The sequence below is a fragment of the Pseudomonas sp. R4-34-07 genome, assembly GCF_003852375.1.
In the GTDB taxonomy this organism is placed as follows: Bacteria; Pseudomonadota; Gammaproteobacteria; order Pseudomonadales; family Pseudomonadaceae; genus Aquipseudomonas.
The window spans coordinates 2,482,031-2,507,405 of record NZ_CP027760.1; the positions used below are offsets into that span (position 1 = coordinate 2,482,031).

The window sequence follows — 25,375 nt, forward strand, 5'->3', positions numbered from 1 at the left end:
CTCCAGCGCTTCTGCGGGTTCGAAAGCCGTGAGGTTAGGGGGCAGGCGCCATTGGGAATTGTATGGACGTGCTCGGTTGAACGTTTCAGCGGCCAGGCGTGTCCACCGAACTCTTCCGTCAGATCACACAGGTGAACGAAATGGCCAAGACTCACAGCTATGCCGCTCGGGACTCCAAGGATTCGCTCAAGCCCTTTACCTTCGAGCGCCGCGCCCCCGGGGCGGATGACGTACAGATCGAGATTCTTTACTGCGGGGTATGCCATTCCGACCTGCACACCGCGCGCAACGAGTGGAACAACACCCTTTACCCGTCGGTGCCCGGCCATGAAATCGTCGGCCGTGTGACGGCGGTCGGCGCCAATGTGAAGACATTCAAGGTGGGTGACCTGGCGGGTGTCGGCTGCATGGTCGACAGCTGCCAGCAGTGCGCATCCTGTGCCGAGGGCGAGGAGCAGTATTGCGAGAACGGCTTCACCGGCACCTATAACGGCCCGCTGTTCGGTGGCGAGAACACCTACGGCGGCTATTCGGACAACATCGTGGTCAAGCAGCAGTTCGTGCTGCGCATTTCCCACGATGATTCGAACCTGGCGGCGGTAGCGCCGTTGCTGTGTGCCGGGATTACCACCTATTCGCCGCTGCACCACTGGAAGGTCGGGCCAGGCAAGAAGGTCGGCGTGGTCGGGCTTGGCGGGCTTGGGCATATGGCGGTGAAGATCGCCCACGCCATGGGGGCGCATGTGACGTTGTTCACCACTTCGCCGAACAAGCGTGAAGATGGGCTGCGTTTGGGCGCTGATCAGGTGGTGGTGTCGAAGAATGCCGATGAGATGGCCAAGGTAGTCAACAGCCTGGATTTTATCCTCAATACGGTGGCTGCGCCCCATGACCTTGATGCGTTTATCAGCCTGCTCAAACGTGATGGCACGATGACGCTGGTGGGTGCGCCGGACAGTCCGCATCCGTCGCCTGCGGTATTCAACCTGATTTTCAAGCGGCGCAGTTTGGCGGGGTCGTTGATTGGTGGGATTCAGGAGACCCAGGAGATGTTGGATTTTTGTGCCAAGCACGGGATTGTTTCGGATGTTGAGATGATTGATATCCAGGGGATCAATGAGGCGTATGAGCGGATGCTCAAGGGGGATGTGAAGTATCGGTTTGTGATTGATATGGAGAGTTTGAAGAAGGAGAGTCGGGTGGCTTGATCTAGTTGGGTTGGATTCAGTACATATCCGTTGCTGCGGTAACGGCTACTTAGGGTTCCGCTCTTACAGCGGGTCACTTTGGAAAAGCCCCAAAGTAACCAAAGGGCTCTTGCCCCACCACTCGGCACCTCGCTTGGGCTCGGTGTGCCCTCACTCCGGCTTGCTTGGGCTCGGTGTGCCCTCACTCCGGCTTGAATCCGTGGGCCGCCGCCATGCGCCATCCATGGCGCAGGGCGGCTAACCCGGCGTCCTGCCGGGTTACCCACGGATTCAAGCCTGCGTTCGGCCAGCGTGGTTAACGGGGCGACTGAGATCAAGATCAAGAGCAAAAGCGACTCGCTGCGCATCGTAGATAGGCAAGAATCAGCGCCGTACTGTGGCGAGGGAGCTTGCTCCCGCTGGGGCGCGTAGCGGCCCCGCTCTTCAAGACTGGGACTGCTCCGCAGTCCAGCGGGAGCAAGCTCCCTCGCCACAGGTTATTGATTGGCTAAGCCATTGCGCACCCTCCACCGATCAGGTCGGCTTTAAGGTCGCCTCGCTTTTGCTTTTGATTTTGATCTTAAGCGCCCCGTTAAACCACGCTGGCCGGAATTCGACAGTGATTTGGGGGGTAAACCGGCAGGACGCCGGTTTAGCCGCCCCGCGCCATGGATGGCGCGTGGCGGCGGCCCCCCAAATCACTGTCGGATTACGGGCACACCGAGCCTAGGCGAGGTGCCGAGTGGTGGGGCAAGAGCCTTTTTGGTTACTTTTGGGGCTCTTTTCCAAAAGTGACCCGCCGTAAGGGCGGAACCAATAGCCGCCGTTACCGCAGCAACGGATATGTACCCGATCAACTCCAAAACCAACCTCAAGCCACCATGATGATCTTGGACACCAACTCCACCACCGTCTTGGCCTGCAACTTCCTCATCAACCGCGCCCGATGGACCTCCACCGTCCGATGCGAAATTCCCAATCTCAGCGCGATTTCCTTGGACTTGAGCCCATTGACAATGTGCATGGCAATCTCCCGCTCCCGCGGCGTAAGGTCTCCTGTGCCTTGATGGGTGCGGTCCAGCCGTTCGAAGTGCCAGATCATCAACTTGAACGGATCCCTGGGCGTGAGCGTGTAGCCATGGGACCTGGCCCAGAACACTTCGCCATTGCGATGCTGCATGAAGCGCTCGTCGGAATAAAAACCGCTGTCGCTGTCGAGCAACCACTCATGGCTGCGCTTGCCGATGGCGTGGTAGTCGGCCTGGGACGGGTAAATCAGCAGGGTCAATTGATTGACCAACGTCGCATGGGTGTAGCCGAACAGGTTCAGGAACGCGTCGTTGCAGTCGATGATCACGCGGTTGCTGGTGACCAGCTGCGGCGCGGGGGACAGCTTGAACGCCAGGCGTTCAAGGTTCTGGAATGGTGGGGTAATCACGGTCATGGGCATCCTGCCTCGTTATTCAACTGATTGGCGGACTACTTATCCATGTAAGTAGTTACACGAATTGGCCCGCGACCAGAGGTGGGTCATTGTAGGGAAAGTCCGGTTCAAGAACAGAAGAAATTGATTATGCCTGCTGATTGCGTGTCTATCGTTGCCGCTGGTCATTCGCGTTTTGGTCGCTTGGAAGGTACCACGCTGGAAGATCTGATTGTTCAGGTCACGCGGGAGGCCTTGAGCGATGCTGCCCTCGATGCGGCGCAAATCGACGCGCTGTTCCTCGGCCATTTCAATGCCGGGCTGGTGCCGGATGGGTTTGCCGCGTCGTTGCTGCTGCAGGCCGACCCCGGGCTGCGCTTCAAGCCGGCCACACGCTGTGAGAACGCCTGTGCATCCGGTTCGGCGGCGATCCAGGCCGGCGTCAATGCGATTCTCTCCGGCAGCGCCGAATTGGTGCTGGTGGTGGGGGCCGAGAAAATGACCCACACCACCACGGCCGCCGTCACCCAGGCGCTGGCCGGCGCTGGTTACCAGAACGATGCGGCCGAAGCCGGCCTGAGTTTCCCGCAGTTGTTCGGCCGCGCCGCTCGCCAATACGCCGAGCGCTACCATTGCCCGCTGGGCTCGATGGCGGCGATTGCCACCAAGAACCACTCCAATGCCATGGCCAACCCGTTGGCGCAGATGCACCGCGAGATGAATTTCGAGCACTGCAATAACGTGTCCCAGAGCAACCCGTTCGTGGCCGAGTCGCTGCGCCTCACCGATTGCTCGCTGATCAGCGATGGCGCTGCGGCGATTGTGCTGGCGTCGCCCAAGCGTGCGCGGGCGTTTCGCCGCGATGTGCAGATTCGCGCGATGACCCAGGTCAACGACACATTGCCCATCGCCCAGCGCGACATCCTGGCGTTTGAAGGCCCGCAGCGGGCGATTCATTCGGCGCTGCGCGGGGCGAATGTGACCCTGGCCGACCTGAGCTTCGCCGAGGTGCATGATTGCTTCACCATCGCCGAACTGCTGATCTACGAAGCCATGGGCCTGGCGCCCAAGGGCGAGGGGCACCGTGTGCTCGACAGCGGCGTGGTGCGTGCGGGCGGGCGTTTGCCGGTGAACCTTTCCGGTGGGCTCAAGGCCAAGGGCCATCCCGTCGGCGCGACCGGCGTCTCGATGCATGCCCTGGCATTCCGGCAATTGACCGGCGAGCCGATTGGTCTGGCGGTGCCCAATGCGGAGTTCGGCCTGGTGTTCAACATGGGCGGCATGGCGGTGGCCAACTACGCTTCGGTCCTGCACGCGCGTCGGTACTGAACCATGAACATTGCCAATTGGTTGCACGACACCCGGCGTCGCGACCCGCAACGCCCGGCACTGTTCGACGGCGCCCGGCAAGTGGCCGACTACGCCACGTTCGCCGCCCATGTGCGCCAGCGCGCCGCGCATCTGGTCGACCAGCACGGCTTGCAGCCAGGGGACGCGGTGGCGGTGCTGATGAAAAACAGCTGCGACTATCTGGAGTTGCTCTACGCCATCTGGTGGATGGGCGCGGTGGCGGTACCGATCAATGCCAAGTTGCACCCGACCGAGGCGGCATGGATCGCGGATAACGCCGAAGCACGCGTGATCTTTACCGATGGCGGCCGGGTGTTTTCATCGCGGGATTTGCCTGCGCGCTGCACGGAACTTGACGGTCACGTGCTGCCACCGAACCAGGGCTGGCCAACCCTGGAGCAACCGGTACCGCGCCAGGACAACGACCTTGCCTGGCTGTTCTACACCTCCGGCACCACCGGGCGTTCCAAGGGTGTGATGCTGTCCCATGGCAACCTGATCGCCATGTCGTTGTGCTACGCCACCGACGTCGACCCGGTCAGCGCCGCCGATGCCGCGCTGTACGCCGCGCCGATGTCCCATGGCGCCGGGCTCTACAACTTTATTCACGTACGCTGCGGTGCGCGGCATGTGGTGCCGGCGTCCAACGGTTTTGACGTCGCCGAGTTGTTCGGGCTGGCTGCAGAGCTGGGCAGCGTCTCACTGTTTGCCGCGCCGACCATGGTCAAGCGCATGGTCGAGCAGGCACGGCAGCAGGGCTATCACGGCGAAGGCATCAAGACCATCGTCTACGGCGGCGGCCCGATGTACCTGGCCGACTTGCGCGACGCCGTCGATACGTTCGGCCCCCGCCTGGTGCAGATCTACGGCCAGGGCGAGAGCCCGATGACCATCAGCGTGTTGCCCCGTGGGCTGATCGCCGACCGCCAGCGCGCCGATTGGGCGACCCTGGCCGCGTCCGTAGGCTACGCGCAAGCCTGCGTGGAAATCCGCATTCTCGATGCCCGCCACCGACCGTTGCCAACCGGCGAGCGCGGTGAGATCGCGGTGCGCGGCGCCACGGTGATGCAAGGCTATTGGCGCAATCCGCAGGCCACCAGCGACACCCTGGTCGAGGGTTGGCTGCTCACCGGTGATATCGGCTTTCTCGACCCCGCCGGCTACCTGACCCTCACGGATCGCTCCAAGGACGTGATCATCAGCGGCGGCAGCAATGTGTACCCGCGCGAAGTCGAGGAGGTGCTGGCCCAGCATCCCGAGGTGTTCGAAGTGTGCGTGGTGGGCGAGCCGGACCCGCAATGGGGCGAGTCGGTGGTGGCGTTTGTGGTGACGCGCAGCGGCCAGCCCCTCGACGAAGGTGAGCTCACGGCATGGTTTGTGGCGCGCATGGCCTCGTTCAAAAAACCGAAAAAATATGTGTGGCGCAGCGATTTGCCCAAGAACAGCTACGGCAAGGTCCTCAAGACCGACTTGCGGCAGTGGTTGAAAGCAGCGACTATCGCCGCGCTTTAGCACGGATCGACCAACAGACAAGGAGTCCCCCCGATGGGCAATCACGCGCAAGACACCGTCCGCAAACGCCGCCGCGCGTTTCTCGGTGCCACCTCCGGCCACTTGATCGAGTGGTACGACTATGGCGTCTACGGCTTTCTTGCCGTGTATATCGGCCAGGCGTTCTTCGTTTCCGACGACCCCACCACCAGCCTGCTGGCCAGTTTTGCCGCGTTCGCCCTGAGCTTCTTCATCCGCCCGTTGGGCGGGCTGTTCTTCGGCCCGCTGGCGGACAAAATCGGCCGGCGTAAAACCCTGATCATGGCGCTGGTGATGATGACCGGCTCCACGGTGATGCTGGGCCTGTTGCCGACCTATGCCACCCTCGGCATCGTCGCCCCGATCCTGTTGATCCTGGTGCGCTGCGTGCAAGGCTTCTCGGCGGGCGGTGAGATCGGCACCGTGACCAGCTTCATTTCCGAATACGCCGGCCCTGGCCGACGCGGCTTTGCCACCTGCTGGCTGATGGTCACCGCGGTGCTCGGCCTGCTGCTGGGTGGCGCCGTGGCCAACGGCATGACCTGGGTGCTGGGCGCCGAGGTCATGCAGGAATGGGCCTGGCGCGTGCCGTTCCTGATCGCCGCGCCCCTGGGCTTCATCTCCATGTACATCCGCCTCAAGCTTGAAGACAGCCCTGAGTTCCTGGCCTTGCAACGTGCCGGGCAAACTTCCCGTGCGCCCCTGCGCGAGGTCTGGCAGTGGAAGCGCGCCATCGCCCTGGTGTTCTTCATCATCACCTTGCACAGCTCGATCTTTTACCTGGTCCTGACTTTCGCCTCGACCTACATGGCCAAGATTCTCAAGTTCGACAGCGGCACCACCTTGCTCTATGTGTTCGTCGCCAGTTTCTCGGCGGCCTTCGTCATGCCGTTCGGTGGCGCATTCACCGATAAATACGGGCGCAAGCCGTTCCTGATGGTGGTCGGCACGCTGGCGACCCTGGCGATGTTCTGGCTGTTCAAGATGGCCCCGACCGCCACGCCGGCGACGTTCTTTGCGCCCTTGATGGCGGTGGCGATCCTGTTCGGCCTCTATGCCTCGTCCACCTATGCGCTGATGAGCGAACTGCTGCCCACACGCATCCGTTCCACCGGCATCGCCGTGGCGTACAACGTGCCGGTGGCGGTGTTTGGCGGCAGCGCGCCGCTGATCTCCACCTGGCTGATCAAGGTGACCGGCGACATCACCTCGCCGTGGTACTTCTATGTGGCGACCGGAGTGGTGTCGTTGATCGCCTTGGTGCTGTTGCGCAAGGAGGACTTCGTGGCCAGCGCCAGCCCGGTGGCGGCGCCTGCGGGGGCGGCATTGGCCTGAGGGCGTTGCATCGGCGCGCTGACTGCGCCAGGCTTGGCAGCCTCATCCCTTCGGAATGAATCGCGTGCAGGCTACCCGTTTGACCCTGATCTGCCATGCGGCCACACCGTCGCAAAAACTGGCGCGCTTTGCCGATGACGAATCGCTGGTCATGGACTGGCAGGGCGCGGCGCTGTCGTTGGCAGGCCACTATCCCAAGCCTGCGCGCCTGCTGTGCGGGCCGGAGGCGCGAACCCGGCAGACGGCGGGTTTGTTCGGCGAACAGCCGGGCATCGAACCGGCCCTGCGCGACGTCGACCTTGGGCGCTGGAAAGGCCAGGCTCTGCGCGCGCTCGACAGCGCTGAGCTGAACGCCTGGCTTACCGACAGCGCCTATGCGCCCCATGGTGGCGAATCAGTGGCGCAACTGTGCACGCGGGTCGGGCAGTGGATGAAGGCCCTGGAAAACCAGCCAGGGCATGTGCTGGCGGTGACCCACCCCTTTGTGATCCGTGCCGCGCTGCTGTACGTCATGCAGTACCCGGCCTCGATGTTCTACCGGATCGACGTAGAACCACTGTCGCGCACCGAACTGCGCTTCAACGCGGTCTGGCGCCTGCGCCTGGAAACTTATGCCTGAGCCCACGATCATGGCAAAATCCACGCCCCGCAATGAGAGCAACCCATGAAACGCATCCTGATCATCGGCATTGGCGCCGGCAACCCTGACTACATCACGATGCAGGCCGTGAAAGCGCTGAACCGCACCGACGTGTTTTTCCTGATGGACAAGGGCCAGAGCAAGGACAAGCTGATCGACCTGCGCCGGGAAATCTGCGAAACCTACATTACCGAGCCCGGCTATCGCTTTGTCGAGGCGGACTGCCCCGAGCGCGTGCGCGGTGATATCGATTACACCACCGCCGTGCGCGACCTCAACCGCGACAAGCAGCAGACCTTCGAGCGCATGATCAACGAGGACATGGCCGACGGCGAAGTGGGGGCGTTCCTGGCCTGGGGTGACCCGGCGTTGTACGACAGCACCATTCGCATTCTGCAGGCGATCCTTGCCGAGGGCCGCTGTGCATTCGAGTTCGAGGTGATCCCCGGTATTACCAGCGTGCAGGCCCTGGCGGCCCAGCATAAGGTGGCGTTGAACCGTATCGGCAAGTCCATTGAAATCACCACCGGGCGCCGCCTGGCGGCGGGGCAGGCGAGTGATGCCGACACCCTGGTGGTGATGCTCGATGCCGAAGATTCCTACCGCAGCGTGGCGGATCAGAACCTGGATATCTATTGGGGCGCCTACCTGGGCACGCCGGACGAAATCCTGATCAGCGGCAAAGTCGGTGAGGTCGCGGACGAAATCCAACGGGTGCGCAAGGCCGCGCGGCTCGCCAATGGCTGGATCATGGACACCTATTTGTTGCGCAAACCCTGAGGGATAGATCCCATGCTCAAACTGCTCGCTCTCGCGCTGACCTTGCTGGCCGGTGTCGCCCACGCGGATTCCGACCTGCATACCGATCTGTCGTTGTCGTACCTGGAGCAAACCCAGGGCGATGCACGCAACCAACCGCTGGTGATTTTCCTGCATGGCTTTGGCAGCAATGAGGAAGACCTGTTCGGTATCAAGGATGCGCTGCCTTCCACCTGGACCTACCTGTCGGTGCGCGCGCCGATGCCGGTGGAACCGCGTGGCTATCGCTGGTTTACCAAGACCCCCGGCGATGGTGATTACGATGGGGTGACGGCCGACCTGCAAAACAGTGCCAGGCTGCTCGAAGACTTTATCGGCAAAGCCACCGCCAAGTACCACACCGAGCCTGACCGGGTGTTTCTGGTCGGGTTCAGCCAGGGCGCGATCATGTCCTATGAAGTGGGCTTGCGCAGGCCCGAGCTGGTGCGCGGGATTGCGGCGCTGAGCGGCAGCGTGTTGCCGGTGCTCAAGGCCGAGCTCAAGCCGAATGAAGCGTTGGACAAGCTGGCGATCTTTATCGGCCATGGCACCTTGGACCAGGCGCTGCCTTATGCCTCGGGAACGCGGGCCAACGAGGTGCTGGAAGGGATTGGCTTGAAGCCGCAGTTTCATGGGTATCCGGGGATGAACCATACAATCAGCGAGGCGGAAATCCAGGACCTGAAGGTCTGGCTGGAGAAGAGCCTGCGGTAAACACCGCAAAAAATGTGGGAGGGGGCTTGCTCCCGATGGCGGTGAATCAGTCGATACATCTCTGACTGAGATACCGCTATCGGGAGCAAGCCCTAATGCCAGTCAGTTAAGGCTTTTTGTAGGAGCGAGGCGGGCGGCTAGCCCTTGCTCGCGAAAAACTCACAGGCACCGCGTTTATTCAGGAAGCACGCGTTATCGTTGACGTTTTTCGCGAGCAAGCTCGCTCCTACAGACGGTGGTGTTACTTGCCACCAGTAATCTGCTTCACCAGCGCCGCATGCCCCTTCACATCGTCCGCCCGTGAAATCGCCTGGATCACCAGCAGGTGATTGCCGGAGCCAGCCAGGAACGTGGAGTTCAGGGTCTTGCCGCCGCCTTGGGTGGCGGTGCTGTCGACCTGGCGCAGGCCAAGGCCCTTGAAAGTCAGTTTTTTCTCGCCGAGTTTCTTGAAGTCGGGCAGGGCGGCGCTCTGGTTCTTGACGAAATCGCTCACAGCGCCATCGAGAAATTTGGCGTCGTTATCCTGGATTGAAACCCCATCGTTACGTACGGTTTCGGCGACGATCACCACACTTTTCGTGGTTGCGTTGGCGTACAGGGTGCCTTGGGTATCGGCGGTGCCGTCTTCAGCCTTGCCGGAGGGCAGGGCGTCGGCGGTGTAGGCCTTGGGCAGGCTGAAGGTGAACTTGCCGCCCAGGGTGGAAAGGGTTTGCGTGGCCGGTTTGGCGGCGGCGAACACGCTGCTGGCGGTAAGCGCGAGGGCCAGCAGCACTGCAGTCTTGGTGAAGGTGGCCATGAAGCGCTCCAGAGATGAACGAAATTGCGGCGTATTCTGTCAGAAAATTCGCAATATCGTTCATCTGCAGCCTCACACCTTGTCGGACTCTTCCTGAAGCCGGTCCATCTCAAACAAGCGCGCCAGTTCTGCACGGGCTTCCTGGGCGGTCTGCATGACTTTGGCCGCATCGTCGTACACCGCATGCTGGGCGGCGAGGACTTGCTGGTCGTGGGTCCTGAAGCGGTCGATGCGTGCATCGGCCTGGGCCTGGCTCAGACCAAGGCCGACCAGGGTGCGGCGGCTCATCTCCAGGCTTGAGTAGAACGTTTCACGCACCGGTGAGGCGTCAAGGTCCACCAGGCGGTGTACGTGCTGGCGGTTACGCGCGCGGGCGATGATCTTCATGTGCGGGTAGAGGTTGCGCACCAGTTCGGCGGTCTTGATGTTGATCTCCGGGTCATCCATGGCGATCACAAAGAATTCCGCCTGGTCGACCTTGGCCGCATGGAGGATTTCCGGGCGTTGCGGGTCACCGTAGAACACCGGCATACCGCCAAAACTGCGGGTCAGTTCGATGGTTTCCACCGAGGTGTCGAGGGCGATGAACGAGATGTTTTGTGCGCGCAGAATTCGCGCGACAATCTGGCCCATCCGGCCCATGCCGGCAATCACCACACGCGGCGCGTCGCCTTCGATGGCGCGGTATTCCTCGGGCACGTCCACCGGCTTGGCCTTGGACTTGAACAGCTTCGGGCACACCAACAGCAGCAGCGGGGTCACCGCCATGGACAGGGTGATGGTCAACACCAGCACATCGTAAAGGTGCGGTTCGAACAGGCCCTGGTCGCGGCCGATCTTGAACACCACGAAGGCGAACTCACCTCCCGCCGCCAACACCACGCCCAGGCGCAGGGCGCTTTCGCGATTGAGTTCGCCCACCATGCGCCCCACGGCATACAGCAGCGGCAGTTTCAAACCGATCAACAGCAAGGTCAGCCCGATCACCACCAGCGGTGTGCTGAGCAGCAGGCTGAGGTTGGCGCCCATGCCCACGCTGATAAAAAACAGCCCCAGCAGCAGGCCCTTGAACGGTTCGATCTGGGATTCCAGTTCGTGGCGGTATTCCGAATCCGCCAGCAGCAGCCCGGCGAGGAACGCGCCGAGGGCCATGGACACGCCCACCAGCTCCATCAGCCAGGCGGTGCCGATCACCACCAGCAGTGCGGTGGCGGTGGAGACTTCACGCAGGCCGGTCTTGGCGACGATACGAAACACCGGGCGCAGCAGGTAGCGCCCGCCGATGATCACCACGGCAATACTGCCGAGAATCTGCAAGACGTGCTGCACGCCCTGGGCTTCACTGGTCGGATGATCGCTGCCGGCCAGCAGCGGCACCATGGCAATCAACGGGATCGCTGCAATGTCCTGGAACAACAGGATCGCGAAGGCCAGGCGCCCATGGGGTTGGTTGAGTTCCTTGCGCTCGGCCAGGCTTTGCAGACCAAACGCGGTGGAGGACAGCGCCAGGCCCAGGCCCAGCACAATCGCGCTGTTCCATGACTGGCCAAACAGCCACAGCGCCACCACGCCCATCACCAGCCCGGTCAGCAGCACCTGGGCCAGGCCGACACCGAATACCGCCTTGCGCATCACCCATAACCGTTTGGGCGAAAGCTCCAGGCCGATGATAAACAGCAACAGCACCACGCCCAGTTCAGAGAACTGCGCCACGCTTTGCGGGTTGCCGATCAGGCCCAGCACCGAGGGGCCGATGATCACCCCGGCGAACAGATAGCCCAGCACCGCGCCCAGTTGCAGACGCTTGGCCAACGGCACGGCCAGTACGGCGGCGAACAGGAACACCACGGCTGCTTGTAACAGGTTGCCTTCATGGGGCATTGCGAACTCCATTGTTTGCTTGAATCAGATGCTGACGCTTTCAAGGGCGAGGGAAAGGGCCCTATTAGAGCGTGTTTTCACATTTTGAAACTTGTATTTTTGATGCAGAGGTCAATGAATGTGGTTGTTATCTGGCGGATTTCGGCAGCTACGGACGTTTGCTTTTCGTGGGAGCAACTTCGCTTGCGAACAAACCCCGCGTCGCGATGCCTGTGGTTTTCATCTCGGCTTGATTGGCTCTTTGTTACCATGGCCGCCCCTTGTCACCAGGAGTCACCGGCCCATGCAACAGCAGTGGGATGAAATGCACCGCACCCGCAAGCCTACGTTCGTCCTGTGTGGCGAGCCTCAGGGGGACGTGCTCAATCTCTATGTGCACGGTTATTCGGCGTTTTTCAGCCAGCAGCAGTTGGCCGGCTTCAAGGAACAACTGGCCGGCATTGAAGGCTCGACCAACCTGATGTTGTTCTGGCCGGCGGGGCACTTCCTGGAAAACCTGTTTGCCCCGTTCAAGGAGGTAATCGCCTCGATGCTCGGCGGCGGTGGCCTGGGCGCGGCGACCGTGGGTGTGGGCAAGGCGATCGCGTATTTTCTCGACCATTACAAAAGCGTCGAGGCGCGGGTCGATGAAGTGGCCAGGACCTTGCTGCCCGAGCTGGCGAGCTACCTGCACGCCGAATCGCTCCAGGTGCGGCAGATCAACCTGATCGGCCACTCCCTCGGCGCCCGGATCCTGGTCAAGAGTGTGCTCGCCAACCCTGAAACCGCCCATGAACTGCCATTGAATAATGTGCTGCTGATGGGCGGGGCGATCTGTACGTCGAGCCCTTGGGAGGCAGTGTCGGCACCGCTCAAGGGACGGCTGATCAATTGCTACTCGAGCAAGGACTGGGCGTTGGCGATGAAGCCGGATACCGAGCGTTGTATCGGCCGCTATGCGATTGCGGTAACGCCGGCACTCAAGGCCAAGGTCACCAACGTGCATCTGGCCAGCTTCGACCATGCCGCCTACTGGCCGCAGTTGCGCACGGTGGTGCAGTACACCGACCTGCTGCAGGAGCGCCGTGGCCTGATCCGCGCCGACCTGCGCAGCAGTGAAGCGCGTTTTGCCGAAGAAGATGTCGATCTGTTTCCGATGCTGATGCAGGCGCGCCCGGATGAGCTGAAGTTTCTCGCCGAGCTGATGGCGCAAAAGCGCAGTGCCTCGATTGATGCCGGCGTACGCGAACCGCGCAAGCTCGCCATCGAGTTGCAGCGCATGGGCGGCGACAGTTTCATGAACCTGGCCCGTGGTCACGGCGTGGCCTATCGTCAGATCGCCGAAGCGGTAGCGCAACGCTTGGGCATCAAGTTCGAGGATGCAATGGCCAGCGTGGCCCTGGCGGATATCGAAGCGCAGGTCGCGGAAAAACTCCTCAAGCAGTATCAGGACAACCTCAGCGGCGCCGACCGACAGGCGTTCGACGCCGAACTCAAGGCCGCGATGCAAATAGAGCAGGGCGTGTTCAAGCGTCTCGACATGGGCCGTACGGCCACCACCGCCTTGAGCGGCACGGCATTGGCGGGACTCACCGGGTTTATGCTGCGACGCGGTGCCGCCACGGCGATTCCGGTGGTGGGCCAGGCGTTGGCGGCCGCGATGTTGCTGGTCAGCGGCGTACGGGCGTTTTCCGGCCCGGCGTATTCGATCACTACGTTGGCGGTGTTGGTGGTTGGCGTGATTCGCCAGCGCCTGGAACGTGAGGCGCTGAACCAGGAACTGGACCTGGTGGTGCAAGTGGTTGAGGCATTTGACCTGCCCCGGGAGACGGTGATGCGCACCGTTGCGTCGGACTGCTAAGCTGGCGCCCTGACTTGTGTGTTTGCCTGGGATCCCGCGTGAAATTCAGCCTGCCGAAAATTGCTACCGCCCCTTTCTGCCCGCCGGAAGTGGCCGGCTCCGTCGTCGTTGATCCCAAGGCGTCGTTTTTCAAACGCGCGCTGATGTTCGCCGGCCCCGGCCTGTTGATTTCCATCGGCTACATGGACCCCGGCAACTGGGCGACCGCCATCGAAGCCGGGTCGCGCTACGGCTACAGCCTGTTATTTGTAGTGCTGCTGGCCAGCCTGGCGGGGATGGCGGTGCAGTGCCTGTGCTCGCGGCTGGGTATCGCCACCGGTAAAGACCTGGCGCAACTGTGCCGCGAGCGCTACAGCAAGCGCTCCGCGCGTACCCAATGGGTGTTGGCGGAAATTTCCATCATCGCCACCGACCTCGCCGAAGTGCTCGGCTGCGCCCTGGCATTTCACCTGCTGCTGGGTGTATCGCTGACCACCGGGATCGTCATCACTGCCTTCGACACGCTGTTGATCCTGGCCCTGCAGAACCGCGGTTTCCGCCGGCTGGAAGCGATCATGCTGGCGTTGGTCGCGACCATTGGTGTGTGTTTCTTCATCGAACTGGTGCTGATCAAACCCTACTGGCCGGACGTGCTCAGTGGCTTCACGCCCTCGCTGTCGGCCATCAGCGATGCCGCGCCGCTGTACCTGGCCATCGGCATCCTCGGTGCGACGGTGATGCCGCATAACCTCTACCTGCACTCCTCGATTGTGCAGACGCGCCTGATCGGCAAAGACCTGGCCAGCAAACAGGACGCGGTCAAGCTTGCACGCATCGACACCATTGGCTCCCTGGCCTTGGCGCTGTTGGTCAACGCGGCGATCCTGGTGCTGGCCGCCGCAGCGTTCTACAAAACCGGCCATACCGACGTGGTGGAGATCCAGGACGCCTATCATCTGCTCGACCCGCTGGTGGGCGGCGCGTTCGCCAGCATCCTGTTCGGCATCGCCTTGCTGGCATCGGGCCAGAGTTCGACCTTCACCGGTACGATTGCCGGGCAGGTGATCATGGAGGGTTACCTGAACCTGCGCATCCCCTGCTGGCAGCGCCGCCTGATCACCCGCGGCCTGGCGCTGATCCCGGCGTTCCTCGGCGTGTGGCTGATGGGCGACGACGCCATCGGCAAGCTACTGATTCTCAGCCAGGTGGTGCTGAGCCTGCAGTTGCCCTTCGCGTTATACCCGCTGATCCGCATGACCGGCGACAAACAACTGATGGGCCCGTTCGTCAACCGGCTGCCGACGCGGATGCTGGCGTGGTTTTTGTTTGCGGTGATCAGTGGGGCGAATGCGTGGTTGATCGGGCAGTGGGTGTTCTGACTCACCGATCCCAATACGGCACCGTCCCAAAACATTCCACAAAATAATCGATCACCGTGCGCACCTTCAGCGACAGCCTTCGGCTGCCCGGCCACAACGCCGCGATCTGCTGGGGCTCCAGGGTGGTCGCCACTTCGTAATCGGTCAGCACCGCTTGCAAGGTGCCGGCGCGCAGGCCTTCACCGATCAGCCAGGAAGGAAACACCACCAGCCCCAGGCCCTGCTCGGCGGCGTGGGTCAGGGTGTCAGCGTGGTTGCCGGTGATCGGGCCCTTGACGCTGTAGGCGCTCCAGTCGCCGTGGTCGCGGCGGAAAAACCAGCGCTCCTGGCCTTTTATGCCCTTGTAGGCCAGGCACTGGTGGTTGACCAGTTCGTCGGGATGGCGCGGCGTGCCGTGCTGCGCCAGGTAGGCGGGGCTGGCGGCGAGGCGAAAGCGTTGCGGCGCGAAGATCCGCGCCTGCATGCTGGAATCATTGAGCACGCCAATACGAAACAGTAGGTCAGTGCCGTCCTGCAGCGGGTCGACGAAGGTATCGGTCTGCTGGATGTCCAGTTGCAGCTTCGGATAGCGCCGGCACAGCTCTCCCAGCCACGGCGCAAGGTGACGCTGGCCGAACACCATGGGCGCATTGATGCGCACCAGTCCGCTGGGTTCGCTGTCTTGTTCCTGCAGTGCCTGGCTCGCTGTTTCCAGCTGCTCCAGCACCAGCCGCGCGTGTCGCCCGAGCAGGCGTCCGGCTTCGGTCGGGCTCACGGCACGGGTGTGGCGGTACAGCAACTGCTGACCGAGGGCTTGTTCCATCAGTTGGATCTGCCGGGAAATGGACGAGGGCGCAAGGCCTTCGCGGCGTGCTACCTCAGAAAAACTGCCATGGTCCAGCACGGCGACGAACAGGCGCAGCGCCTTGAAACTCAGTTCATTCAAACCCTGCATCATGACTCCAGGCTGTGCGTTTTGCGCAAAGGTGTTGTCTGCATGCTGCCATTTATCGCACAGCCAGGCCACTGGATAATGCACGCCTGTTTTCTTCTTCAAGCGCAGGTGATGTATGCAGGCACATTCTATCGAGGGTACGGCGCAATCCCGGCCGAAGCGAAACATTCTCCGGCTGCTGTTGCTGCCGTTGGTCATCCTCGCGGGCATGGGGTTGTCGGTGGAGGCCGGTCTGTTGGGGCCACTGGGCGTGCAGGTCGGGCATTTATGGGCGACGTTGAGCATCTTTGGCGTCGGCTCGGCGATCCTGTTCTTGCTGTTGCTGTTCAGCGGCCCGCAAAAGGGCCCGGCCTTGACCCAACTGCCGCGCTGGCAGTTGATCGGTGGTTTCCTGGGACCGATGTACGTGGTGGTGCTGACCCTGGCCACGCCCCATATCGGTGTGGCAATGACGATGATTGCGATTCTGTCCGGGCAGGTGGGCAAGAGTGTGCTGATCGACCATTTCGGCTGGTTCGGCACGGCGCGCAAGCGAGTCAATGTGGAGCGCTGGATAGCCCTGGCGTTGATTGTGGCGGCACTTGTTCTGATTGCACGAGGGTAAGGCGATGAATCTGTTTGTGTTGTTGGTTGTGGTGGTCGCCGCAGGGGCGGTATTGAGCGTGCAGGCGGCCATCAACGGTCGCCTGGGGCAGACCGTTGGGGTATTGCGCAGCAGCCTGTTGACCTTTGCGGTCGGTGCGCTCACCACCGCGCTGTTGATATTTTTCTTCGAGCCCGCCCAGGCTGTCAGTTTGTTGGACGTGCCGAAGTGGCAACTGACCGGCGCCTTGTTCGGCGTGGTGTACATGATGGTAATGGTCGGCGCGGTGCCGGTGGTCGGTACGGCGGTCGCCACGGTGGCAGTGATTGTGGGGCAATTGGGCATGGGCATGCTGATCGACAATTTCGGCTGGCTGGGCAACCCGGCGATCGAACTGTCCGGCAGCCGGATCGTGGCGATGCTGTGCCTGGCCCTGGCACTGGTGTTCATGTATCGCAGCAATACGCGCCAGGCCGACTGACGGCGCTGAACCTTGGCGCCGCGCCTTGGGTCACTGTTTCAGGTGTGGCGTTCGCTGCACCGCGACGACCATGAAGAAGGAGTCTGACCATGCCGGATCAAACCTGTGCTTGCCCACACTGCAAATGCGTACTGGGCATCGACGCGGTCATGAAGGACGGGAAGGGCTATTGCTGCCAGGGCTGCGCCGAGCATCATGCGCACGGTGAACCCTGCGCTGCGGCGACGGGCTGCGAATGCGCCAAAGCGGCTGCCAACGCGAACTGAACCATCCAATGTGGGAGGGGGCTTGCTCCCGATTGCGGTGTTTCAGGCACAGATGCAGTGACTGACACTCCGCTATCGGGAGCAAGCCCCCTCCCACATTTTGATTTGCATCAGGCCTCGGGAACGCCGTTTTTCCAGGCTGACCAGTTGTTCAGGATCGCCTGTACCAGCGGATTGCCCGTGCGGTACAGGTTCTCCAATGCCGGTACGAAACCGCCTTGATCGGCGTACTTGAGCAGGTTGTCCACTTCGCTGTAGCCCGGATACGGGCGGTCAAAATCCGAGCCTGCACGCACCACGGCCAGGCGCTGGATATCCACCAAGCCTTCACGGCTGGCGCGCAGCAGCGCTTCGTAAGTGGAGTTGTCTTCCTGCTGGGTGGTGCAGTATTCGCCCTTGTTGTCCGTGAGCAGTTTGGTCCACACCTCGGCGCGCTCGCTCAGGCGGGTACCGGAGAACCAGGTGTTGCCCGCCAGGGTGTCGCAGCGGGTGACTTGCGGCGGCTGATTGGCCGGCGCGGCGGGGTAGTGCTTGCGCCAGGCGGCGGATTCCTTGCTTTCCGTCAGCTGCACCTTGTGCGACAAGGCGAATGCCTTGGCTTGCAGCTTGGGGTTGAGCTCGAACACTTCAGTCTTGTAGTCCAGCGGCGGTTTTTCATTGGGCCCCTTGGTGTTGATGCCGATATAACCGGTCGGCCACTCCTTGGGTGCATCCCGTGAATCCAACTCCCACTGGGTACCGAATTCCACCAGGTAATGCGCCCAGGCGGCGGTACCGATGGTGCCGTGCTTGGGGCTGATACCGGCAATCCCGGCGATCAGGAAATAACTCTGTCGCAGGTCGAACTTGGGCGACAAGGCCAGTGCCAGGGTCGAGGCGGCGGCGTTGGTCTGGCCCATGCCAGTGACCAGCAGGCACACGTCCTGGGTGTTGCAGCGAATCACCGGGTATTCGGCAGACAGGCCCGGCACGCGCACTTGCTGCTTGAGTTCCAGGCGGTCGATCCAGGTTTGCGCCTCGGGGGCGAACATGGTGATCAGCATGACCTTGGGTTTGATCGGCGCGGCGTTGTCTGCCAGCACCATGTGAGGCAGCAGGGCAAGGCCCATGGCCAGCGAGAGGCGGGTAAAAGTATTCATCTGCAGCTCCTTGATCAGAATTGGTAGCCCACGCCGGCGTAGTAACCCCAGCCGTCGGAGCGGGCGCGGAAGTTGCCTTCACCGAAATTCAACTCGCTGCCATCCTCCCAGTTGCCGCCGTTATGGAAGTAACGGCCGACCAGGGTGAAACGCAGGTGCGTGAACGAGTACAGCAACACGTTGGTGGCCACCAGGGAGTTGGCGGTGCGCGCCGGGTTGTCCTTGTGCAGGTCCGAGCCGAAATCATAGTTGGTGAAGCCGATGTAGGTCAGCGAGGCGCCATTGTCGAATTTGCCGATGGGCACGATGTATTTCATCTGCGCGCGGTAGCCGTCCCAGGAATATTCATTGCTGGCGCCGTAGTTTTCCCACTGGTAACGCCCGTAGAAGTTCGCCGACAGGTTGACCCGCGAGTGGGTGTCGATATCGGTGCCAAGGCCGCTGTACAGGGTGTTGGCGCGGTTCTCCTTGTTGCTGCCGTGGTCGTAGATCCAGTCGAACGCCACATACCATTCCTTGAACGGTCCGATCGCCAGGCTGCGGCCAGCGAGGTAGTCGATGGAGATTCGCGGTTCATGCTCCATGAACACGGGCGAGCCATGGTCCCACGCGCCTTTGTCATTACTGTTGCCGATGCCGAGGATCTTTGGCACATCGATGTAGCCGTACAGCTCGAACGGCCCCTTGCGGCCGAAATACTCGTACTCCAGGTAAACGTCATCCTGCGGTTTTGGGCCGAAGCTGATGTCCTTGCTGCCGATCAGCGTCAGGTCCTGGTTGAACCACTCCGATAGGTAGACGCCTTTTTTTGCCGGCGGGTTGGCCTCGGGGCTGAGGGTTTCGCCCTGTGCTGAGTCATCCGCAGGTTTGTCCTGCGCCAAAATGGGTGCACTGAGTACTCCCGTAACGGCGGCCAGTAGCAAGGAAACACCAAAGCAAGCGCGAGGCGTTGAGGTGGGGTGCATTGAAAATCCCTATTCGTACGCGGTTTGAACCCGTTTGCGCGGGTGGAGTGAACTCGGTGGCCAAGTCCGTTCCGCAAACGTTTGCATAGGCTGTACCAACTTTGCTCAATCGTCTGAAAGGCCTGCAAAAAAGCCTGATTAGTCGTCTTTATGGTCAGAAATGACTGGGTGTCATTTTTTCCAGATGATTGCCGGTCTCGCGCCGATACTCACTCGGTGTCTGGTTCATCTCGATGCGAAAGTGCCGGTTGAAATTGGACAGGTTCGCGTAGCCGACTTCGAAGCAAATATCCGCCACCGACATATCGCTCTGCAGCAATAACCGGCAGGCGCGCTGCACGCGGAATTTGCGCATCAGCTCGATAAAGCCATGGCCGGTCGTGCGTTTGAAGAAACGCGAGAAACCCGGTTCGCTCATGTCCAGTTGCCGGGCGATGTCTGACAGGCGCACCTCGCCGCCGAGTTCACGCATCAGGTAGGCGAAGGCCTTGTTGATGCGTTCGGCGCTGCGCGGGTCCAGGGTCGGCGCGTAGCGCGGGCTGGCCAGCACCTTGAACTGGCGGGGCGGGGCGTTCTTGAGAGTGTCGAGCAGTTGCAGGAACAGGATCAGCCGTTGCAGGCCCTGGGCGCTGCCGATGGCTTCCATCAACCGCGCCGCGTGCACCGCTGTTTCGCCGGTGAACTCAAGGCCGCGTCGCGCGTGTTCGAACAGCGGCTGCAGATCGCCGAGTTCCGGCAGTGCCTTGCGCAAGGCGAGGAGGGCGGCGCCGTCGAACTGCAGCACCACGTCGCGACCGCTCAGGCACTCGCCGGGTGCCAGGTCGCCAATCCAGTCGTGGGGCAGGTCCGGGCCGATCAAGGCGACATGCCCGGCACTGAATGCACCGATATAGTCGCCCGCCACCAGCTTGCCGCTGCCGTGGCGGATCAGGTGGATTTCGAACTCAGGGTGATGGTTCCAGCGCGCCAGCTCAATCGGGTAGTCGTGTTCGAACCAGCGAAAGCAGTGCTCCGGTTCGGGCAGGATCACTTCCAGTTCGGCGGGACGGTGCTCGAACAGTGGGGCGCGGATGGGCATGCGGCTGCCTCTTGTGCGTTGGATACCCGCCAAAATACCCGCCTCGGCAGGCCTGGCGCTACCCCCGGCGTCGCCCCACACTGATACTTTTTTGCGCCTGGGGTGCCGGTTAAAAAAGTATCGGTCGGGCATCCTCCACGGGTTTGTGAGAAACCGGCCCAAGCTGCTGTAATCGGCGCTCAATAACAAAAACAACCGGTGGACACCGCCATGCTATCAACCCGCAAAGCCACGCTTGCCCAAACGCTGTTGCTGCTCTCCGGCCTGGCCATGAGCCTGCCCAGCCAGGCCGCCGACACCCTGACCATCGCCACGGTCAACAACAGCGACATGATCCGCATGCAGCGCCTGTCCAAGGTGTTCCAGGCGCAACATCCGGACATCCAGCTCAATTGGGTGGTGCTCGAAGAAAACGTCCTGCGCCAGCGCCTCACCACCGATATCGCCACCCAGGGCGGGCAGTTCGATGTGCTGACCATCGGCACCTATGAAACCCCGCTATGGGGCGCCAAACACTGGCTGGAGCCATTGACCGACCTGCCGGCCGGCTACGATGTCGAAGACATCTTTCCCTCGGTGCGCCAGGGCCTGTCGGTGAATGGCACGCTCTACGCCTTGCCGTTCTACGGCGAAAGCACCGTGACCTATTACCGCACCGACCTGTTCCAGCAAGCCGGCCTGAGCATGCCCGCGAATCCAACCTGGACCCAGCTCGGCGAATTCGCCGCCAAGCTGACGGTGAGGGGCAAAGATCAATATGGCCTGTGCCTGCGCGGCAAGGCGGGTTGGGGCGAGAACGTTGCGTTGCTGAGCACCATGGCCAATGCGTTCGGCGCGCGCTGGTTCGATGAGCAATGGCAGCCCGAACTGACCAGCCCCGAGTGGACGGCTGCGGCCAATTTCTACGTCAACAGCCTCAAGCAATACGGCCCGCCGGGCGTGTCCAGCAATGGTTTCAACGAAACCCTGGCGCTGTTCAACAGTGGCAAATGTGCGATCTGGGTCGATGCCAGCGTCGCCGGCTCCTTCACCACCGACACCGGCCAGAGCAAAGTCGCCGACCGCGTAGGCTTCGCTGCGGCGCCCACCGAGGTCACCGATAAGGGCTCTTCCTGGCTCTACGCCTGGTCGCTGGCCATCCCGGCAACCTCCAAGCACAAAGACGCTGCCAAAGCCTTTATCCGTTGGGCGACGTCCAAGGACTACATCCAGCTGGTCGCTGAAAAAGAAGGCATCACCAACGTACCGCCAGGCACGCGGCAATCGACCTACAGCGAGGCGTACCTGAACGCGGCGCCGTTTGCCCAGGTCACGCTGCAGATGATGAAGCACGCCGACCCGGCGCACCCCTCGGTCAAACCGGTGCCGTACGTGGGCATCCAGTACGTGACGATTCCCGAATTCCAGGCCATCGGCACTTCCGTCGGCAAACTGTTTTCGGCAGCGCTCACCGGCGGCATGACGGTCGATCAGGCCCTGCAGCAGGCGCAGTCCACCACTGAGCGCGAGATGAAGCGTGCCGGTTATCCGAAGTAATTCCACAGGACACCTCGATGAAACGACTTGAAGGTAAGAGCGCGCTGATCACCGGATCGGCGCGGGGGATTGGCCGCGCGTTTGCCCAGGCCTATATCCAGGAAGGCGCCACCGTCGCCATTGCCGATATCAACCTGCAGCGCGCCGAGCAGACGGCGGCCGAACTGGGCCCCCAGGCGTATGCGGTGGCGATGGACGTCACCGACCAGGCCTCCATCGACGCGGCAATGGCCGCCGTGGTCGCCCATGCCGGCAAGCTGGATATTCTGGTGAACAACGCGGCGCTGTTCGACCTGGCCCCCATCGTCGACATCACCCGCGACAGCTATGACCGGCTGTTTTCAATCAACGTCGCCGGTACGCTGTTTACCCTGCAGGCCGCCGCGCGGCAGATGATTCGCCAAGGCCACGGCGGCAAGATCATCAACATGGCCAGCCAGGCCGGACGGCGCGGCGAGGCGCTGGTGGCGGTGTATTGCGCGACCAAGGCGGCAGTGATCAGCCTGACGCAATCGGCGGGGCTGAACCTGATCAAACAGGGCATCAACGTCAATGCCATCGCCCCGGGTGTGGTGGACGGTGAGCACTGGGATGGAGTGGATGCGCTGTTCGCCAGGCATGAGGGCCTGGCGCCGGGCGAGAAGAAAAAGCGGGTAGGCGACGAGGTGCCTTATGGGCGGATGGGCACGGCGCAAGACCTGACCGGCATGGCGATCTTCCTGGCTTCGAAGGAGGCTGACTATGTGGTTGCACAGACTTACAACGTCGATGGTGGCAATTGGATGAGCTAGAGCCATCGGTCACCCGTGGATCTCCATGTCCGGTCACTCGGCAAAACTGCGGTCGAAGAAGTAAATCTCTCCTGGCTTCAACATCTCCAGCGTCGCCTGTGGCCTGCCGCCTTCACCCTGCTTCTTGCGCCCCGTCTCACGCAAATATCCCGCTTGCGTCAGCTTCAACAACCGCTGGCGCACGCTGGTCTTGAGCACCGGCCGCGCCAGTACCAGGGAAAAGATCGCGGTCGCTTGCGGCGCGCTGAACTCCTTGCCCAGAAACATCAGCGGCAAGCTGCTGTACAGCGCTTTGGACAACAGCCGTTCCTGCACCGCCGCGACGATCAGGTTGTGATCGAAGGGCAGCTTGATGCTGCCGTCCGCCACCGCGTTGAGGGAAAACCAGGCCTGATGTTCACTCAGCGTTACCTCGTCCGCCACAATCGCCAGGTAGTAAGTGGACGACGACCAGCAGCGCGGGTCGCGAAACGCATCCCCCACCGTGCCAACCTGCTCGCTCCAGGCCAGCTCCAGGCCGACTTTGTCACTGGCGCGCAACCGTTCCACGGCATCCTTGAGGCTCAGATCCTGCACGCCGCCATTGACCACCACGCCCGGCAGCGCCCAATGCCCGGCGAAGGGCTCGGCGTCACGCTTGTTCAGCAGCAGTTTGAGTTCGCCCGAGGCGCGGCAGTAAAACACTGCGCACAGGTCGACGGTGTGGAGGTAGGCGCTAAGTGGCATGTGAAGTCCTTCTGAACGGCAGTGGGGCACAGTCTAACGGATCGAACCGCTATGTCATGTACTTGCTGAAGTACCGGTAAATAAATGTTTCTTGCAATGAAAGTACATGACATGTACTTTTGTTTCCAGGCCACCGGAGAATCACCATGACCCTCGCCAAAACTGCCATCGCTTCATTCGATGTCGACGCCCAGAAGAGTTTCACGCCGTTGTGTCCCGACGAGTTGCCCGTAGCCGGCGGTGATCTGATCGGCGCCAAGCTCAACTACATGGCCAGCCTTGCCGGGCATCGCATCGGTAGCAAGGACGCCCACACCCCACACGCGCCCTGGGTGGTCGCGCAGCACAGCCAGATGCTGCAACCCACGGGCCTCGCTCACGCCGATGTCACCTGGGTCAGCCACTGCGTACCCGGTACCGAGGGCTTCACCTTGCTGGATGAGTTGCCCACCCCGTATGACTACGACTACTTCATCTGGAAGGGTGTCGAACCCGACCTGCACCCTTACGGCGCGTGCTACCACGACCTGCACGACAAGTTGTCGACGGGCGTCATCGAATACCTCAAGGCCCACGGTGTCGTGCGCGTCATCGTTGGTGGCCTGGCCCTGGACTACTGCGTCAAGACCACCGCCTTGCAACTGCTCAAGGCCGGGCTGCAAGTGGTGCTGCACTTGCCGGCGTGTCGGGGCATCACTGAGGCGGGCGGGGTTCAGGCCGTCAATGCGTTGCTCGAGGCCGGCGCTGTCATCAGCAGTACCCGCGAAGAACTGGCCGCGATGGCCACGCGTTAAGGAGACTCACCATGGAAAGCGCGTATGACGATAAATCCCCGGTCATCCAGGGCTTGCTCGACACCGATTACTACACCTTCACCATGATGCAGGCGGTGCTGCATCAGCATCCCAACGTAGACGTGGAATACAACTTCATCGTCCGCTCCAGGGAAAAACTCGGCCACCTGATCCCGGCGTTGCGAACCGAGCTGGAAAAGCTTGCCGGCCTGCAGATGCGCGAAGGCGAGCTGCGCTTCCTGTTCAACCCGCGTTTTCGCGAATACCTCACGCCGGATTACGAGCGCTTCCTCGGCCTGTTTCGCTTCGACCTGCGCTATATCCACGTCAGTGAAGTAGACGGCCAACTGAACATCCGCGTGATCGGCCCGATGCTGCATTGCATCATGTTCGAGCAACCGGTCCTGGCGCTGGTCAGCGAACTGCGCAACCGCGACAAATACCCTGACGTGACCCTCGAAGACGTCACCCGCAAGCTGTATCAGAAGTTCGACTGGCTGGAGAAGAACCTCAGCCGCGAAGAGCTCGCCGACCTGCGCGTCTCCGACTTCTCCACCCGCCGGCGCCTGTCATTCAAGGCCCAGCGCGAAGTGGTAGACATCATGCGCCGCGACTTTCCCGGCCAGTTCCTGGGCACCAGCAATGCGCACCTGGCCTACGAATTCAACTTGCCACTGATCGGCACCATGGCCCACCAATGGCTGATGGTGCATCAGCAACTGGGCCGTCTGCGCGAAAGCCAGAACGCCGCCCTGGAGAACTGGGTGCGCGAGTACCGTGGCCGTCTCGGCATAGCCCTGACCGACTGCATCAGCACCGATTTCTTCCTCAAGGATTTCGACCTGTACTTCGCCAAGCTCTACGACGGCCTGCGCCAGGACTCGGGTGACCCCATCGCCTGGGCCGACAAAGTCCTGGCCAGATATAAGGAACTCGGCATCGACCCCATGACCAAAGACCTTATGTTCTCCGATGGTCTGAATTTCGAAAAATGCCTGCCGATTCTGCGGCACATCCGTGGCAAGGCGCGGTTCGGCTTCGGCATGGGCACCAGCCTGGCTTGTGATGTGGACGGCGTCGAGCCGCTGAGCATCGTGATGAAGCTGGTGCGGGTACACGGTGAGCCGGTGGTGAAATTCTCCGATGACCCGGTCAAGAACGTCTGCGAAGACCCGTCGTTTTTGCAGTACGCGGCACAAGTATTCAACGTTGGTAGCGTGGAGGAATGAC

Annotated in this window: 24 protein-coding genes; 16 read left to right on the top strand and 8 right to left on the bottom strand. The window is 61.8% G+C overall.

Annotation, left to right across the window (positions count from 1 at the left end; genetic code table 11):
- Positions 1–140 precede the first annotated feature (140 nt).
- Positions 141–1,208 carry an NAD(P)-dependent alcohol dehydrogenase gene (locus C4J85_RS11460; protein WP_124409627.1) on the top strand — a complete coding sequence of 356 codons (1,068 nt, stop codon included), beginning with the start codon at positions 141–143 and terminating at the stop codon, positions 1,206–1,208.
- An 850-nt stretch (positions 1,209–2,058) separates the two neighbouring features.
- Here C4J85_RS11460 and C4J85_RS11475 read toward each other — a convergent pair.
- Positions 2,059–2,631: a PAS and helix-turn-helix domain-containing protein gene (locus C4J85_RS11475; RefSeq protein ID WP_124362504.1), complete on the bottom strand. Its 573-nt coding sequence runs from the start codon at positions 2,629–2,631 to the stop codon at positions 2,059–2,061.
- 129 nt (positions 2,632–2,760) lie between these two features.
- Here C4J85_RS11475 and C4J85_RS11480 point away from each other — a divergent pair, with 129 nt between their 5' ends.
- The 6 genes from C4J85_RS11480 (at position 2,761) to C4J85_RS11505 (ending at position 8,977) form a co-directional block, all read left to right on the top strand.
- On the top strand, positions 2,761–3,939 hold the full coding sequence (locus C4J85_RS11480) for an acetyl-CoA acetyltransferase (protein ID WP_124409628.1): 1,179 nt from the start codon (positions 2,761–2,763) through the stop codon (positions 3,937–3,939).
- A 3-nt stretch (positions 3,940–3,942) separates the two neighbouring features.
- Positions 3,943–5,472 carry a class I adenylate-forming enzyme family protein gene (locus C4J85_RS11485; RefSeq protein WP_124409629.1) on the top strand — a complete coding sequence of 510 codons (1,530 nt, stop codon included), beginning with the start codon at positions 3,943–3,945 and terminating at the stop codon, positions 5,470–5,472.
- Between the two features lie 33 nt (positions 5,473–5,505).
- Complete coding sequence (locus C4J85_RS11490; protein ID WP_124409630.1) at positions 5,506–6,825, top strand: MFS transporter; 1,320 nt, start codon at positions 5,506–5,508, stop codon at positions 6,823–6,825.
- Positions 6,826–6,889: 64 nt separating this feature from the next.
- Positions 6,890–7,444, top strand: a complete 555-nt coding sequence (locus tag C4J85_RS11495; RefSeq protein ID WP_124409631.1) for a histidine phosphatase family protein — start codon at positions 6,890–6,892, stop codon at positions 7,442–7,444.
- Positions 7,445–7,489: 45 nt separating this feature from the next.
- Positions 7,490–8,245 (top strand): precorrin-6A synthase (deacetylating), encoded by a 756-nt coding sequence (cobF, locus tag C4J85_RS11500; RefSeq protein ID WP_124409632.1) that lies wholly within the window; start codon positions 7,490–7,492, stop codon positions 8,243–8,245.
- A gap of 12 nt (positions 8,246–8,257) precedes the next feature.
- Entirely contained in the window at positions 8,258–8,977 is a 720-nt protein-coding gene (locus tag C4J85_RS11505) for an alpha/beta hydrolase (RefSeq protein WP_124409633.1), read from the top strand.
- A 241-nt stretch (positions 8,978–9,218) separates the two neighbouring features.
- Here the strand turns inward: C4J85_RS11505 and C4J85_RS11510 are convergent, their stop codons facing one another.
- The gene (locus C4J85_RS11510) at positions 9,219–9,773 is read right to left on the bottom strand and encodes a hypothetical protein (RefSeq protein ID WP_124362511.1); all 555 of its coding nucleotides are present in this window, start codon (positions 9,771–9,773) and stop codon (positions 9,219–9,221) included.
- 72 nt (positions 9,774–9,845) lie between these two features.
- The gene (locus tag C4J85_RS11515) at positions 9,846–11,654 is read right to left on the bottom strand and encodes a monovalent cation:proton antiporter-2 (CPA2) family protein (protein WP_124409634.1); all 1,809 of its coding nucleotides are present in this window, start codon (positions 11,652–11,654) and stop codon (positions 9,846–9,848) included.
- A gap of 283 nt (positions 11,655–11,937) precedes the next feature.
- Here C4J85_RS11515 and C4J85_RS11520 point away from each other — a divergent pair, with 283 nt between their 5' ends.
- Positions 11,938–13,494, top strand: a complete 1,557-nt coding sequence (locus tag C4J85_RS11520) for a DUF726 domain-containing protein (RefSeq protein WP_124409635.1) — start codon at positions 11,938–11,940, stop codon at positions 13,492–13,494.
- A 38-nt stretch (positions 13,495–13,532) separates the two neighbouring features.
- Positions 13,533–14,852 (top strand): Nramp family divalent metal transporter, encoded by a 1,320-nt coding sequence (locus C4J85_RS11525; protein ID WP_124409636.1) that lies wholly within the window; start codon positions 13,533–13,535, stop codon positions 14,850–14,852.
- A gap of 1 nt (position 14,853) precedes the next feature.
- On the opposite strand, the gene C4J85_RS11530 is transcribed toward C4J85_RS11525, so the two are convergent.
- A complete protein-coding gene (locus C4J85_RS11530) occupies positions 14,854–15,786 on the bottom strand; it encodes a LysR family transcriptional regulator (RefSeq protein ID WP_124411180.1) in 933 nt (310 codons plus the stop codon).
- 115 nt (positions 15,787–15,901) lie between these two features.
- On the opposite strand from C4J85_RS11530, the gene C4J85_RS11535 reads away from it, so the two are divergent.
- The 3 genes from C4J85_RS11535 to C4J85_RS11545 all read left to right on the top strand — a co-directional run bounded on the left by C4J85_RS11535 (position 15,902) and on the right by C4J85_RS11545 (position 17,116).
- Complete coding sequence (locus C4J85_RS11535; protein ID WP_124406988.1) at positions 15,902–16,390, top strand: DMT family transporter; 489 nt, start codon at positions 15,902–15,904, stop codon at positions 16,388–16,390.
- Between the two features lie 4 nt (positions 16,391–16,394).
- Entirely contained in the window at positions 16,395–16,850 is a 456-nt protein-coding gene (locus C4J85_RS11540; RefSeq protein ID WP_124362519.1) for a DMT family transporter, read from the top strand.
- Positions 16,851–16,939: 89 nt separating this feature from the next.
- The gene (locus C4J85_RS11545; protein ID WP_124362520.1) at positions 16,940–17,116 is read left to right on the top strand and encodes a metallothionein; all 177 of its coding nucleotides are present in this window, start codon (positions 16,940–16,942) and stop codon (positions 17,114–17,116) included.
- 110 nt (positions 17,117–17,226) lie between these two features.
- On the opposite strand, the gene C4J85_RS11550 is transcribed toward C4J85_RS11545, so the two are convergent.
- From C4J85_RS11550 to C4J85_RS11560, 3 genes are all read right to left on the bottom strand, one after another.
- The gene (locus C4J85_RS11550) at positions 17,227–18,255 is read right to left on the bottom strand and encodes a purine nucleoside permease (RefSeq protein WP_124370454.1); all 1,029 of its coding nucleotides are present in this window, start codon (positions 18,253–18,255) and stop codon (positions 17,227–17,229) included.
- A 14-nt stretch (positions 18,256–18,269) separates the two neighbouring features.
- Positions 18,270–19,220: a nucleoside-specific channel-forming protein Tsx gene (locus tag C4J85_RS11555; protein WP_124366757.1), complete on the bottom strand. Its 951-nt coding sequence runs from the start codon at positions 19,218–19,220 to the stop codon at positions 18,270–18,272.
- Between the two features lie 154 nt (positions 19,221–19,374).
- Positions 19,375–20,298, bottom strand: a complete 924-nt coding sequence (locus tag C4J85_RS11560) for an AraC family transcriptional regulator (protein ID WP_124409637.1) — start codon at positions 20,296–20,298, stop codon at positions 19,375–19,377.
- A 270-nt stretch (positions 20,299–20,568) separates the two neighbouring features.
- On the opposite strand from C4J85_RS11560, the gene C4J85_RS11565 reads away from it, so the two are divergent.
- Together C4J85_RS11565 and C4J85_RS11570 are read left to right on the top strand one after the other, a co-directional pair.
- Positions 20,569–21,834: a sugar ABC transporter substrate-binding protein gene (locus C4J85_RS11565; RefSeq protein WP_372240633.1), complete on the top strand. Its 1,266-nt coding sequence runs from the start codon at positions 20,569–20,571 to the stop codon at positions 21,832–21,834.
- A 17-nt stretch (positions 21,835–21,851) separates the two neighbouring features.
- Positions 21,852–22,625: an L-iditol 2-dehydrogenase gene (locus C4J85_RS11570; protein ID WP_124409639.1), complete on the top strand. Its 774-nt coding sequence runs from the start codon at positions 21,852–21,854 to the stop codon at positions 22,623–22,625.
- Positions 22,626–22,658: 33 nt separating this feature from the next.
- Here C4J85_RS11570 and C4J85_RS11575 read toward each other — a convergent pair whose 3' ends face one another.
- The gene (locus C4J85_RS11575) at positions 22,659–23,351 is read right to left on the bottom strand and encodes an NUDIX hydrolase (protein WP_124366761.1); all 693 of its coding nucleotides are present in this window, start codon (positions 23,349–23,351) and stop codon (positions 22,659–22,661) included.
- Between the two features lie 146 nt (positions 23,352–23,497).
- On the opposite strand from C4J85_RS11575, the gene C4J85_RS11580 reads away from it, so the two are divergent.
- Together C4J85_RS11580 and pncB are read left to right on the top strand one after the other, a co-directional pair.
- Entirely contained in the window at positions 23,498–24,145 is a 648-nt protein-coding gene (locus tag C4J85_RS11580) for a nicotinamidase (protein ID WP_124409640.1), read from the top strand.
- A gap of 11 nt (positions 24,146–24,156) precedes the next feature.
- A complete protein-coding gene (gene pncB, locus C4J85_RS11585) occupies positions 24,157–25,374 on the top strand; it encodes a nicotinate phosphoribosyltransferase (protein ID WP_124409641.1) in 1,218 nt (405 codons plus the stop codon).
- Position 25,375: the final 1 nt, after the last annotated feature.